Source organism: Mycobacteroides sp. H001, from assembly GCF_001440005.1.
Classification (GTDB): domain Bacteria; phylum Actinomycetota; class Actinomycetes; order Mycobacteriales; family Mycobacteriaceae; genus Mycobacterium; species Mycobacterium gwanakae.
The window spans coordinates 207,658-221,788 of the sequence record NZ_LJYH01000024.1; the positions used below are offsets into that span (position 1 = coordinate 207,658).

The 14,131-nt window shown below is 62.5% G+C and carries 6 protein-coding genes and 1 pseudogene (1 of these 7 cut by a window edge); 3 read left to right on the top strand and 4 right to left on the bottom strand.

The annotated features are described in order from the left end of the window. The 3 genes and pseudogenes from AOT83_RS28130 to AOT83_RS07335 form a co-directional block, all read left to right on the top strand. A pseudogene (locus tag AOT83_RS28130) lies at positions 1 to 1,861 on the top strand (non-ribosomal peptide synthase/polyketide synthase); it begins 22,522 nt to the left of the window's first position. Continuing rightward, complete coding sequence (locus AOT83_RS07330) at positions 1,861 to 10,017, top strand: non-ribosomal peptide synthetase (protein ID WP_057965602.1); 8,157 nt, start codon at positions 1,861 to 1,863, stop codon at positions 10,015 to 10,017. Before AOT83_RS28130 ends, AOT83_RS07330 begins: the two are co-directional and overlap by 1 nt. A gap of 10 nt (positions 10,018 to 10,027) precedes the next feature. After that, positions 10,028 to 10,702 carry an isoprenylcysteine carboxylmethyltransferase family protein gene (locus tag AOT83_RS07335; RefSeq protein WP_057965601.1) on the top strand — a complete coding sequence of 225 codons (675 nt, stop codon included), beginning with the start codon at positions 10,028 to 10,030 and terminating at the stop codon, positions 10,700 to 10,702. Between the two features lie 3 nt (positions 10,703 to 10,705). Here AOT83_RS07335 and AOT83_RS07340 read toward each other — a convergent pair whose 3' ends face one another. The 4 genes from AOT83_RS07340 to AOT83_RS07355 all read right to left on the bottom strand — a co-directional run bounded on the left by AOT83_RS07340 (position 10,706) and on the right by AOT83_RS07355 (position 13,941). Further along, entirely contained in the window at positions 10,706 to 11,149 is a 444-nt protein-coding gene (locus AOT83_RS07340) for a hypothetical protein (RefSeq protein WP_030097520.1), read from the bottom strand. A gap of 73 nt (positions 11,150 to 11,222) precedes the next feature. Then, positions 11,223 to 11,840, bottom strand: a complete 618-nt coding sequence (locus AOT83_RS07345; RefSeq protein WP_030097519.1) for a TetR/AcrR family transcriptional regulator — start codon at positions 11,838 to 11,840, stop codon at positions 11,223 to 11,225. A gap of 224 nt (positions 11,841 to 12,064) precedes the next feature. Beyond that, on the bottom strand, positions 12,065 to 13,297 hold the full coding sequence (locus tag AOT83_RS07350) for a glycosyltransferase (protein ID WP_057965600.1): 1,233 nt from the start codon (positions 13,295 to 13,297) through the stop codon (positions 12,065 to 12,067). Then, positions 13,297 to 13,941 (bottom strand): TetR/AcrR family transcriptional regulator, encoded by a 645-nt coding sequence (locus AOT83_RS07355; RefSeq protein WP_057965599.1) that lies wholly within the window; start codon positions 13,939 to 13,941, stop codon positions 13,297 to 13,299. Before AOT83_RS07355 ends, AOT83_RS07350 begins: the two co-directional genes overlap by 1 nt. Positions 13,942 to 14,131: the final 190 nt, after the last annotated feature.

The window sequence follows — 14,131 nt, forward strand, 5'->3', positions numbered from 1 at the left end:
CACTGTGGGCTGGTTCACCACTAAGTACCCGGTGGCATTGAGTGTTGCGGGGCAGGTCGGACGATCCGTGGGTGGGTTGCGCTGGGAACAGATCGTGGCCGGAGATCAGGCGCTCGGGCAGGTGGTGAAGTACGCCAAGGAACAACTGCGTGCGCTGCCCGAAGGCATGACGTACGGACTGCTGCGCTACCTCAATCCGGACGTTGACCTATCCGGGTCGGATCCGACCATCGGATTCAACTACCTCGGCAGACTTGGTGCGGCCGACACCGCGCAGTCCGTGTCCACTTCAGAGCTCTGGCAGGTCTGTCCCGGCGGCGCGGCGGTGTCCGCCGCGGCTGCCGCAATACCCATGCCGCTGGCTCACACGCTGGAACTCAACGCGAGCACCGTCGAAACAGATTCCGGTCCGAGTCTTTATGCCAACTGGACATGGGCCCCCTCGGCGTTGGACGACGCCCAGGTCGGCCGACTTAACCGGCTATGGTTCGACGCCTTGGCCGGGATCTGCGCACATGTGCGTGGTGGCGGCGGCGGTCTTACACCGTCCGACATCACCCCCGCCCGGCTTACCCAGCTGGAGATCGATGAGCTCGCTCGAGATCATCCGATCGCCGATGTGCTGCCGCTGACACCCCTGCAGCGGGGACTGTTGTTCCAGGCCAACGCGACTCGCGGAAACCAGGACGACGTCTATGCCATGCAACTCGATGTCACCGTGACGGGCCCGCTCGATTCCAACCGGTTACGCGAGGCGGTATGCACGGTGATCAACCGGCATCCCAACCTGGCGGCCCGCTTCGACAAACGGTTCGACGAACCGGTGCAGGTCATCCCGGCAGAACCCAGTGTGCCCTGGCAGTACGTTGATATGCGCACGGAAAGAACGGATATCGACACGAGACTGCGGGAGCTGTGTGCCGCCGAACGTGTATCGGTCTGCGACCTGATCCAGCAATCCGCATTCCGGGCGGCCTTGATTCACCTATCCGATAACGCGCATCGATTCGTCCTGACCTACCACCACATCGTGCTCGACGGCTGGTCGCTGCCCATCCTGCTGCGGGAGATCTTCGCGAGCTACTACGGGCAGCGTCTCCCTGCTGCCGGGTCGTACCGCAGGTTCGTCACGTGGCTGGCTGATCGAGACATCGAGGGCGCACGGCAAGCCTGGTGTGATGTGCTTGCGGGTTTTGACACCCCCGCACTGGTCGCGCCCCGGGGCAGGACCACACCGGGACCGCGTGCCACCGAGACGTACCGGCTGCCTGCCGAGACGACAAGGGCCGTTACCGAATTGGCGCGCTCGGAACACACCACTGTCAACACCGTGCTGCAGGCTGCCTGGGCGCAGGTGCTGATGTGGCTGACGGGCCGGCACGATGTCGCATTCGGGGTTGCGGTCTCGGGGCGATCGGCGGAGGTGGCAGGCGCGGATTCCATGGTTGGGCTATTGATCAACACCGTGCCGGTGCGGGCAACGATCACGCCCGATACCACTATTGCCGACCTGTTGGGCGATCTGCAGCGGCGGCACAGCGCCACCCTTGACCACCAGCACCTGGCTCTCAGCGAGATACACCATGCCAGCGGTCACGAGCAGTTGTTCGACACGCTGTTCGTCTACCAGAACTATCCGGTGGAGGCAGTGGCGGCATCCATGGCCGACGGGTTGGCGATCACCGAAGTCATTGGCCGCGAGTACAACCACTACCCGCTGACCCTGCAGGCCATGCCCGGAAGCGAACTGTTCCTGCGGGTCGAATTCGATACCGGACTGTTCGGTGTGGGCCGGGTACAGAAGATCGTCGAGAGGTTCCAGCGGGTGCTGGAGGCGATGACGGGGGAGGTACAGCAATAGTGAAGGCCGATGCCACCAGGCGCTTGTTGTCCATGGATCTGGGCGATACATATGAGCGCACAGAGCTGGATGCGTGGGGTAATCGTGCGGCGCTGGATCGCCCCGTGACCTCGGCGTCGATTCCGGAGTTGTTCGCCGAGCAGGTGGCGCGCCACCCCAGTGCGGTCGCGGCGAGTTGCGACGGCAGCCACGTGTCGTATCGCGGGCTCGACGAGGCTTCGAATCGGTTGGCACACTGGCTTGTTGCACATGGCGTGCGGCCGGGCCAGCGCGTGGCTCTGCTGTTCTCACGATCGGTCGAGGCGGTCGTGGCCATCATGGGGGTGCTGAAGGCCGGTGCGTCTTACGTGCCGATTGATCCCGCGGTGCCCGACGCGCGGCTGGAGTTCGTACTGACCGATGCATCGCCGGTGCTCGCGGTGACCACCGGCGATCTGGCGCACCGTCTGGACGGTCGCGGGTTAGTGGTCCTCGATGTGGGCGACGTGCCGGCGAACGCCGAGACCGGCGCGGTTGGCGAAGGGCCAACATCGGCGGTGCTCAGCGGCGAGGATATCGCCTACGTGATCTACACCTCGGGAACCACTGGCGTTCCGAAAGGTGTTGCCATTGCGCATCACAACGTGACCCGACTGATCCGAGCCATTGACGCGAATCTTCAGTTGTTACCGGGACAAGTTTGGTCACAGTGCCATTCGCTGGCTTTCGACTTCTCGGTGTGGGAGATCTTCGGCGCTCTGCTGCATGGCGGGCGGCTGGTAGTGGTTTCGGATTCGGTGGTGCGTTCACCCGAGCAGTTCCACGACTTGCTGGTAGATGAGCAGGTCAGTGTGTTGAGTCAGACTCCGTCAGCGTTCTATGCGTTACAGACCGTGGACACGAGCAGGCCGCGGGGAAGTCAACTCGCTCCGGCGGTGGTCGTCTTCGGTGGGGAGGCTCTGGAGCCGAACCGGCTGAAGGCGTGGTTCGAGGACCATCCGCGATCGCCCCGATTGATCAACATGTACGGGATCACCGAGACGACGGTGCATGCCTCGTTCCGTGAGATCACCGCCGAGGACGCCGACGGGTCGGACAGCCCGATCGGTGTACCCCTGGAACATCTCGCATTCGCGGTTCTGGATGACTGGATGCAGCCGGTGGCGGTTGATGTGGTCGGCGAGTTGTACGTGGCCGGTGCGGCCTTGGGGTGTGGCTATCTGGGAAGGGCCCCCCTGACCGCCACCCGTTTTGTGGCCTGTCCATTCGGAGAATCGGGCGCCAGGATGTACCGCACCGGAGACCTGGTGTGTTGGGGAACCGATGGACAACTGCGATATCTGGGCCGTGCCGACCAGCAGGTAAAGATCCGTGGCCATCGGATCGAACTTGGTGAAATACAGTCGGTATTAACGGTTCTCGATGGCGTCGAGCAGGCCGTGGTGATTGCCCGGGAGGACCGTCCGGGCGATAGACGGTTGGTCGCCTACATCATCGGTACTGCCGACCCCGTGGAGTTGCGCGCCGCACTGGCCGACAGGTTGCCGACCTACATGGTGCCCGCCGCGGTGGTCGCGCTGCCGAGTTTCCCCTTGACCGTCAACGGAAAACTCGACAAGAGCGGACTACCGGCAGCGGAATATCACTGCGTCGATCAGTACCGGGCCCCGGTCAGTCCCACCGAGGAGATCCTGGCCGGGATCTATGCTCAAATACTGGGTCTGGACCGCGTAGGCGTCGACGATTCGTTCTTCGACCTGGGTGGTGATTCACTGCTGGCGATGCGCTTGGTCGCCGCGCTCAACCGATCCATGGATGCGGGCCTGGACGAGCGCGCGGTGTTCGACGCCCCCACGGTCGCGCAGTTGATGCTCCTGATCGGTGGGGACGATCGTCGACTGCAGCCCTTGGTCGCTGCCGTGCGACCGGCGTCGCTGCCGCTGTCATTTGCGCAGAGCAGGCTATGGTTCATCGACCAACTGCACGGCCCTTCACCGGTGTACAACCTGGCTGTGGGGCTGCGCCTACGGGGGCCGCTGGATGCAGAGGCGCTCGGCGCAGCGTTCGTGGACGTGGTGGACCGTCACGAGAGTCTGCGCACGATGTTCCCGGCGGTGGACGGAAAACCGCAGCAGCTGGTCGTGGCGGTCGAAGAGATTGAATTCAGCTGGGATGTCGCGGACGCCGCCGAATGGCCGGCGGACCGGCTGGAAGAGTCGATCGCGGAATCGGTGCGGCACAGTTTCGACCTTGCGACCGAGATCCCAATTAAGGCACGGCTTTTCCGCATCGCTGACGACGAGCACGTACTCGTGGCGGTGGTGCACCATATCGCCGCAGACGGTTGGTCGATGACGCCGTTGGTGACCGACCTGGGCGTGGCCTACGCGCGCCGATGCGTAGGACAGGCTCCCGATTGGAAGCCGTTGGCGGTCCAATACGCCGATTACACGTTATGGCAGCGTGCACAATTGGGTGTACTCGATGACGGCGACAGCCGGATCTCCCGGCAGCTGGAGTTCTGGGAGAAAACACTGGCCGGTATGCCGGAACGTCTGATGCTGCCGACCGATCGCCCCTACCCTTTGGTCGCCGACCAAAGCGGTGCCCGACTCGATGTGAACTGGCCGGCAGATCTGCAACAGCGCGTCAATCGTCTGGCGCGCGAACACAACGCCACCAGTTTTATGGTCGTGCAGGCGGCACTTGCAGTGCTGTTCTCTAAGCTCAGCGCGAGTTCTGATGTAGCGGTGGGGTTTCCGATCGCCGGACGCCGTGATCCGGCGCTGGATGAGCTGGTCGGGTTCTTCGTGAACACGCTGGTGCTGCGGGTGGAGCTCGCGGGAGATCCCAGTGTCGCTGAGGTACTGGAACAGGTACGTGCGCGCAGTTTGGGTGCTTTCGAGAACCAGGACGTGCCCTTCGAGGTACTCGTCGAGCGATTGAACCCGGCCAGGTCCCTGACCCATCATCCGTTGGTGCAAGTGATGCTGGCATGGCAGAACGTGCCCGGACAGATCAGCGAGGCTCGCGGTGGACTGACGTTGGGAGATTTGCAGCTCAGCCAGGTACCGCTGGATACCCACTCGGCCCGGATGGATCTGTCGTTCTCATTGTCGGAATGCTGGAACGAATCAGGCCAGGCCACAGGGATTTCGGGGACCGTCGAGTTTCGTACCGATGTATACGACGCCGGCAGCATCGGGACCATGATCGACCGGCTACGACGGTTGCTCGAGGCGATGACCTCCGATGCGACACGGCCACTGTCGACGATCGACGTGCTGGACGCGGCGGAGCTCGAACAGTTGGACGGCTGGGGTAACCGGGCAGAGTTGGTCAGGCCCGAGATTTCGGTATCCATCCCAGCCTTGTTCGCGCAGCAGGTCTCTCGTGTGCCAGGCGCGGTGGCGGTCTGTTTCGACGGCAGTCATATGTCATACCGCGAACTGGATGAGGCGTCGAATAGGTTGGCGCACCTGCTGGTCCAGTATGGCGTGGGCCCGGGAGAGCGGGTGGCGTTACTGTTCTCGCGGTCGGTCGAGGCAATCGTGGCGATCTTGGGAGTGCTCAAAACCGGTGCGGCCTATGTGCCGATCGATCCTGCGGTGCCTGATACACGGATGGAATTCGTGGTCGCTGATGCAGGCCCAGTCGCTGTCGTGACAACCACCGAGCTCGCGGATCGGTTGGATGGGTTCGGAGTTGTGGTCATCGACATCGACGATCCGGTCCTCGGTGTCCAGCCGGTCGGTGCGCCGTCGGTGGGACCGGCGGCAGAGGACATCGCCTACGTGATTTACACATCGGGTACGACGGGCGTGCCCAAGGGCGTGGCCATTCCGCATCGGAATGTGACCAGCCTGCTGCGAGCGCTGGACGCCGATCTCGAGTTGTCGGCCGGTCAGGTGTGGGCGCAGAGCCACTCGTTGGCCTTCGACTTCTCGGTATGGGAGATCTTCGGCGCCCTGCTTCATGGCGGGCGGTTGGTGATCGTGTCCGAAACTGTGGTGCGGTCGCCGGAGGAGTTCCACGCCTTGCTGGTCGACGAGCAGGTCAGTGTGTTGAGTCAGACGCCGTCGGCGTTCTACGCGTTGCAAACCGTGGACGCGATGGGCGCCGAGCCCGCGGGTCAGCTCGGTATCGAGATAGTGGTCTTCGGCGGAGAGGCACTGGAACCGCAGCGATTGAAGCCGTGGCTGGACCGGCATCCGGTCTTGCCGAGGCTGATCAACATGTATGGGATCACCGAGACGACGGTGCATGCCTCGTTCCGGGAGATCACGGCCGCTGATCTCGAGGACGCGGTCAGCCCGATAGGCGGGCCGCTGGGTCACCTGGCGTTCTCCGTGCTGGACAAGTGGCTGCGCCCCGTTCCGGTTGGCGTGGTCGGCGAGCTGTACGTGGTCGGCGCGGGGTTGGGCTATGGATATGTGGGCAGGACGGGCCTGACTGCCGCGCGGTTTGTGGCGTGCCCCTTGGGGACGGCAGGCTCGCGGATGTACCGCACCGGAGACTTGGTGAGCTGGGGACATGACGGCCAGCTGCAGTACGCAGGGCGCGCCGATGAGCAGGTGAAGGTCCGCGGTCATCGCATCGAACTGGGTGAAATCCAGACGGCCCTCATGGGTTTGGCGGGGGTTGAGCAGGCTGTCGTGATCGCCCGTGAGGACCGCCCTGGAGACAAGCGCCTGGTTGGTTACATCACCGGTTCCGCAGACACAGGCAAGATTCGCGCTCAGCTGGGAGAGTGTCTGCCCAATTACATGGTGCCGGCCGCGGTGGTCGCCTTGTCGATCTTGCCCTTGACGGTCAACGGGAAGCTCGACAAAAAGGCTTTACCCGCACCGGAATACACCGATATCGATCATTACCGCGCCCCGGCGACTCTTGTCGAAGAGATCCTGGCCGGGATCTATGCCCAAGTTCTGGGCCTGGACCGGGTCGGCGTTGACGATTCGTTTTTCGATCTCGGGGGCGACAGTATTTCGGCCATTCAGGTGGTGTGGCGGGCGCACGGCGCGGGCCTGGTCGGTCGCCCGCGCGACATCTTCGTCCAGCAGACGGTAGCCCGGCTGGCGCGGGTGGTCAGGATGGCCGACGGTACCGGTGGCATGGCAGACCAGGGACTCGGTGCGGTCGTCGCGACACCGATAATGCAGTGGCTAAAGGGAATTGACGGTCCGATTGACGAATTCAACCAGACCGTAGTACTGCAATCACCGACAGGTGTCACAGAGGCAGCCGTTGTCATCATGTTGCAGGCTCTCCTGGATAGACATGGCATGCTGCGGCTGCGCGCAGCGAACGATGGGGATGGCGGCTGGTCGTTGACGGTGCCCGATCCGGGCACGGTCAATGCTCACGAGTGTCTGCAATCGGTCTATGTCTTGACCGACGAGGTAGTGGTGGCAGCACGTTCGCGGTTGAACCCGGCCGCGGGAGTGATGCTGAGCGCGCTGTGGGTGACCAGCACCAGCCAGCTGGTGCTGGTCGTTCACCATTTGGCTGTCGATGGGGTGTCATGGCGAATTCTGTTGGAGGATTTGACCATTGCGTCAACCCAGCTGCGCGGCGGCCAGGAGGTGCTGTTGCCACCGGCGGGGACGTCTTTCCGGCGATGGGCGGAGCTACTGGCTGAACACGCACGCCGCCCCGAGGTGGTCGGGGAGGCGGGCGCCTGGCGTCAGGTGGGGGAGATTCCGTCGAGCTTGCCGGCGCCGCAACCGGTCGAGGATACGTTCGCCACGGCCGGGTACCTGACCGAGTTTCTGGATGCCGAGACCACACACATGCTGCTCGGTGAGGTGCCGGCAGCATTTCATGCCGGCGTGCACGAGATCCTGTTGATTGCCTTTGCTTTGGCGTGGGCTCAGCACTTGGGTACCGGTGGTGCTCCCATCGCCATCGACGTGGAGGGTCATGGACGCCAAGAGGAGTTGGCAGATACGAGCGGAACCACCGGAAGTATCGACTTGTCGCGCACAGTGGGCTGGTTCACTACCAAGTACCCCGTGTCGTTGGCGGTCGGTGGACTGCGCTGGACTCAGGTTGTCGCCGGAGACGCCGCGCTCGGCGCGGTGATCAAAGATGCCAAGGAGCAGCTTCGAGATCTGCCTGACGGTTTGACCTATGGTCTGCTGCGCTATCTCCATCCTGAGGTGGATCTGCCGGGATCGGACCCCGCAATCGGATTCAACTATCTCGGGCGGCTGGGGGCTCCGGCAGCCTACGCATCGGGAGACGTGTGGCGCTTCAGTCAAGACGGCTTGTCATTGACCGGAGCTGCCGGGGCAATGCCCATTGCGCTGCCACACACCGTGGAGCTCAACGCGGTCACCATCGACACTGACACCGGACCGCACCTGAACGCGACCTGGACGTGGGCGCCCACGGCTCTGGATCGGATGGCGGTCATGCGTATCAACCGGCTGTGGTTCGACGCTCTGGCAGGTATATGCGCGCATGTGCGAAGGGGTGGAGGGGGATTGACTCCCTCGGATATCGTTCCGGCTCGGCTCAGCCAGCGCCAGATCGATGCTCTGCAGAGTCAGTTCCGGATCGCCGACGTATTGCCGCTTACTCCCTTACAACAGGGATTGCTTTTCCACGCTGGCATCGCGAACTGCTCCGGTGATGATGTGTATGCGGTGCAGTTCGATATCGAGATGAGCGGATTGCTGGAGGCGGACCGACTGCGTGATGCGGTGCAGGCAGTGGTAGCAAGACATCCGCACCTGGCAGCGCGATTCTGCGAACAGTTCGAGCATCCGTTGCAGATCATTCCCTCCGATCCTGTGGTGCCGTGGCGGTATGTCGAGTTATCAGCTGATCAAACAGATCTCGATGTTGGCGAGCAGATTGAGCAGATCTGCACCGCGGAACGCGCCGCTGTTTGTGATCTCGCCGACCAGCCCGCGTTTAGGGCCGCGCTCATCCGCATCGGGGACGATCGGCACCGGTTTGTGCTCACGAATCACCACATTGTGCTCGATGGCTGGTCGATGCCGATCCTCATGCAGGAGATCTTCGCGGGCTATCACGGGATGCGGTTGCCCCCAGCCGCGTCGTATCGAAGCTTCGTGACCTGGCTGTCAGAGCGAGATCATGAGGCCGCGCATGCGGCGTGGCGTGAGGCACTGGACGGCTTCGAGACTCCCGTTCTCGTTGGCCCGTCACAGAAGTTGCAATTCGGGCGACGAAGCGTCGACTCGTTCAGCGTGCCCGCGAAGACCACGCGTGCGCTCACGAAGCTCGCACGTTCGCACCACACCACCATCAACATCGTGCTGCAGGGCGCCTGGGCGTTGCTCCTGAGTTCGGTGACCGGTCACTGCGATGTCGCGTTCGGCTCGACCGTCTCGGGACGCCCGGCCGAAGTCCTCGGGGCGGAATCGATGGTGGGCCTGTTGATCAACACGGTGCCGGTGCGGGCCACCATCACTCCCACCACGACGACCTCAGATCTATTGCACCAATTGCAAAGTGCCCATAACGACACTCTGGAGCATCAGCACCTTTCATTGAGTGACATCCACCGCATCACCGGCCAGGAAAGGCTGTTCGACACCGTCTTCGTGTATGAGAACTATCCGACCGACACCGGGACGGCATCGGAAATCGACGGCTTGGCTATCACTGGTTTCAGTAGTCGCGATTACTACCATTATCCGATCGCTGTGCAGGCCGCGTCCGGCCGTGAATTGGAACTTAGGGTCCAGTACGACACCGATGTGTTCAGCGCGGAGAGTATTGAAGAGCTGATCGAGAGGTTCAAGCAGGTGTTGGTGGCGATGTGTGCCCATCCCGGGCGCGCGTTGTCCTCCCTGGAACTGCTGGACCAGCTTGGCCGAGCGCGGTGGAGCGGGGGGAGCGATGATCTTGTGCCGATGCCGGAGATGTCGGCCGGTGAAGTCGGTAGCACAACGGGATCATATTGTCCCCCTGCAACTTTGAATGAGCAGATCCTGGCAGGGATCTTCGCCCACGTACTGGGCGTGGACCGCGTCGGGGTCGACGAGTCATTCTTTGACCTGGGCGGCAACTCGCTGGGGGCGATGCGTGTGGTTGCCGCGATCAACACCGCCCTGGATGCCAACCTCACGATGCTTGCGCTGTTTGACGCGCCGTCAGTCAGAAGCTTGACCCAGCAGCTGGCAAGCAGTCCCACGCGATGATCGGACGTCTGTGAATGCCATTGCACGAGTGCTGACATTGGGGCTCGTTGAACTTGCCGTGTTCGGCTTGGTGCTGTTCTTGCTCGCGGGAACGTTCGACTACTGGCAGGTGTGGGTCTTTCTCGTGGTGTTTGCCTTGTCGACCTGGGTACCCACCCTGTATCTGCAGCAGGTCAACCCGGCTGCGCATGAGAGGCGTAAGCACGCGGGACCGGTGGCGGAGTCCCGAACGGTACAAAAGTTCCTTATCGGCGGTTGGTATGTGTCGCTGGTGGCGATGGTCGTGGTCAGCGCATTGGACCACCGCTTTGGCTGGTCTTCGGTGCCCGCGGCGATATGCGTACTGGGTGACGTCCTCGTGGCCGTGGGATTGGGTATCACAAGCCTCGTGGTCATTCAGAACAGTTTCGCCGCTTCCACCGTGCGGGTCGAAGCGGATCAGACCGTCGTCTCCACCGGCCTGTACGGGCTGGTGCGCCACCCCATGTACACCGGCAACGTGATCACCATCGTCGGTTTTCCTCTGGCGCTTGGCTCGTACTGGGGGCTGGTCTTTGTTCTACCTGGCGTGTGTGCACTGATCGTACGCATCCACGACGAGGAGAAGTTGCTTGTCACGCAGTTGGACGGGTATCGCGAGTATGCCCAGAAGGCGCGCTATCGCCTACTGCCGTACGTGTGGTGACTGTCACGAGAACCATTGCGCACGTGCAAATCCGGCGAGCAGAACCGCGAAACCACCTATCTCGCCGGCGATGAGTGAGACCATGGCCAGGTGCATTGCCGCACTGGGTTCTTCGAATTGATTGGTGGTGTCACGCAGCGCGCCATGAAACATGTAGCTCACGATCGCGGCGAGAAAGAAGAAGACCAGTACCATTGCGGCAGTGAGGTTTACCCAGCTGGGCCACCCGCTCAATTCGACGAATACCGCGGTGAGCAAGGTGGCGAATGCGTAGAGCAGGGCGGCGCGATGCGCGGTATCCACATACGGGTGCGCGAGATGGTTTGGGCTGGTCACCATCTGACGGTATTTCCACACGCCCAATCCGAGGGCGAGAAGGAAGATGAGCCCGGCCGCAAGAAGTGTTATGGCGGTGTCGGTGCTGAGCAAGTATCCGGTGCTGGTCATTGTCGCCGTCCTTTCCCCAAGAGGTTAGGGCCCCGCGCGCTCGTTTCGGTTGAGGTCAACCACGAGCGCCCGGTTACTTGTCGTGAAGATGTTCCAGGCCGGTGACGAGCAGTCCCAGGCCGAACTCGAAATCATCCTCAATCGAAACGGCCAGGGAGTTCCCGATGGCGAGTGTCATCGGGAAGTTGGCCAGGTCGAGGTCCTGCACGAGACGCATCAGGAGTGCGGGATCGGTGCCGCGGCTCCTATGTTCCACTCCTAGCTGAGTCGCGAAGCCCAGGACGTATCGGCCCACAGTCGTATAGATGCGGGCCGCATCCCCCGGGGAGAACCCCGCATTCACAAACAGCGCGAGCGTGCGTTCGCGGAGCATGAAGACCTTCGGCCCGACGGGCAACTGCTCGGTGAGCAACGCGGCGACATTCGGATGCCGCCGCATGGCCTCGAACAACGCACGCGAGGTGACGATGCACGCGCGCTGCCAGGGAAGTTCCGCGAGTTTCTCGTCGTCGAACTCGACCTCTCCAAATACTCGATCGACGACATGCGCGACGAGCTCGGTGCGGTTCTCGAAATGCCGGTAGATCGTCGCGGTCCCGGAATCGAGCCGGCGTGCCAGCGCGCGCATCGACAGCGCCTCGCCGCCCTCTTCGTCCACGATCCGCAGCGCCGCGTCGACGATCGAATCCATCGGTACAGGTGGGCGACCGCGTGTTCGTCGCTCGTCCGTCACACCGGCCAGTATGTCCCTCTTGACACCGCCCGGCAATTTCGGCAACACTGTCTCCGTAATTCAGTCAGATGGCATGACCAGGGAACCGCGACCGAGTCCACACCGCGCTGATGACGTGGACTGGCTCATGAGGGGTGTCGCGGACTTCCTCGGTCGCCTCTGACCAGGACTCGCGGCGACCCTCAGCCCAATAGTCGGTCGATGGCTGCGACAGCGTAGGCAGCGCCGTCCTCGGCCCCGACGACATTCGCCGCCCGGCGGCCCCGATCTTTGAGCTCTTGATCAGTAGTGGCCGCACGGATGGCCTCCGAGAGTCGTTCAGTCGTCAGGGCGCGTTGTGGGATGGTGTCAGTGCTGAGCCCCAGATTCCGGAGCCGTGCAGCCCAGAAGGGTTGATCTCCGAGGCCGGGTACGGCCACCGTGGGCACTCCGGCACGCAGACCGGCAGCGGTTGTCCCGGCGCCGCAATGGTGTACCACGGCGGCCATGCGTGGAAAGAGCCAACTGTGCGGCAGCTCGTCCACTGACAGGATGTCATCATCGTCGGCATTGATCCCGGCCCAACCTGTTTGCACGATTCCCCGCACACCCGCCAGGTGTACCGCGCCGCGCACGAGCTCCGATAGGCGTGCAGCGTCCGCAGCCGACGTCATCGTGCTGCCGAAGCCGAAGTACACCGGTGGATCACCCGCTGCGAGGAAATCGGTCAGCTCTGGGGCGGGTCGCCACTGTGGATCGGTTTCCGGCCACCAGTACCCGGCGACCTCCAGGCCCGGCCGCCAATCCAGCGGGCGCGGTACAACATATGTCGAGAATCCGTGCAGAACAGTCCATTTCGACTCTGTACGGTTCTTGCGCGACTTGTCTGCCGATACTTTCGGCAGATCAAGCTCTCGCCGGAAGCCGGCTACCACCCCGCCATAGAGGCGATCGACAAGCCAGGCCCCCGCGTGGGATGCCAGACGATTGCCCGCCCCGCCCGCGGACCAAGCTCCGAGGGTCGCTGGCGGGAACTGGGAGGTGGCAGAACAGGGCTGTAGCCGAATCCCCATGGACGGAATGCTTTTCGCTTCGGCTAGGGGATGCCCTGCTAATTCGGAGAAGGGCGACAGCAGCAAGATGTCTGTCGTCACGTCCTGAACGGCACTGATTATTGCGGCGCCGAGGGACCGCATGCCGCTCGGGGCGAGAAACTCGGCGAGCCCCTTGGAGACGTTGACGTCGGCGTCCTGGGCCGGTGTGTCCGGCTGAGCAACGCCACGAAAATGCAGGCCTGAAGCGGTTATCAAGGAGCTGAAGCGATCAAAAGCGGCAATTGTCACCTGGTGTCCGGCCTGGCGTAGGCGGACACCGACACCGGTCAGCGGGGCGACATCACCGTGGCTGCCGATGGCGGCGATGAGGATACGGGCCACTACACCCTCCGCACTACTCGCCGGAACATCTTCACGAGATCTTCGGTGTATCCGTGTGTATCGAATCCGGGGTCTTGCAGGATCTTCTCCACGACGATATTGACCGCACCTCGCAGGGCGATCGCAGTGGAATCGACTGGAAAGGAGGAGAATTCGCCGGACTTCTGACCGGCTCGGAGAATGACTGATGGGTCGAGCTGGGTCAATTGCGCGGTCAGCTCGGGTGTCAATCCCATATCGCGCAGATGTCTGCCGCCGCTGGGTTTGTAGCCCGCTGCGAGCTGTGTCAGCGCCGCCAACTGAATCCGGTGGCTGTCGAAATAGCTGATACTGGAACGGATATAGGCCGCAAGCTTGTCAGTCTGCGTCCGTGCTCGATCAACCTCGGGGATCACCGCATCGAGTCCGGACCGGTACATGGAGGCGATCACCGCCTCGACGAGTCCATCCTTGGAACCGAAGTGATACAGCACCACGCTCATCGCGATTCCGGCACGCTCGGCAATCTTCCGAATCGAGGTCTGCGGATAACCCACCTCGGCGATGACTTCGATGGCGCACGCGACGATCTGATCGCGGCGGGCGACCTCGGTAAACGTCGGTTCCCGATCGGTTTTCGATCGCATGATCGAAGTATAGATCAATTGATCTAGACAGTTCAGACTGTTTCGCCTGGTTAACGGCAAGTTAACGGCTATATACCACTTTTCGCTGACCCCAACCCCCATGGGGTATTCTGAGTTTTAGCTGAGAATCAGCCGAGGATCTCATAAATTGGGAACCAGGTGGACCTTAATACCGTTGAACAGGGTGAATGCATCAACGTTGATGTCT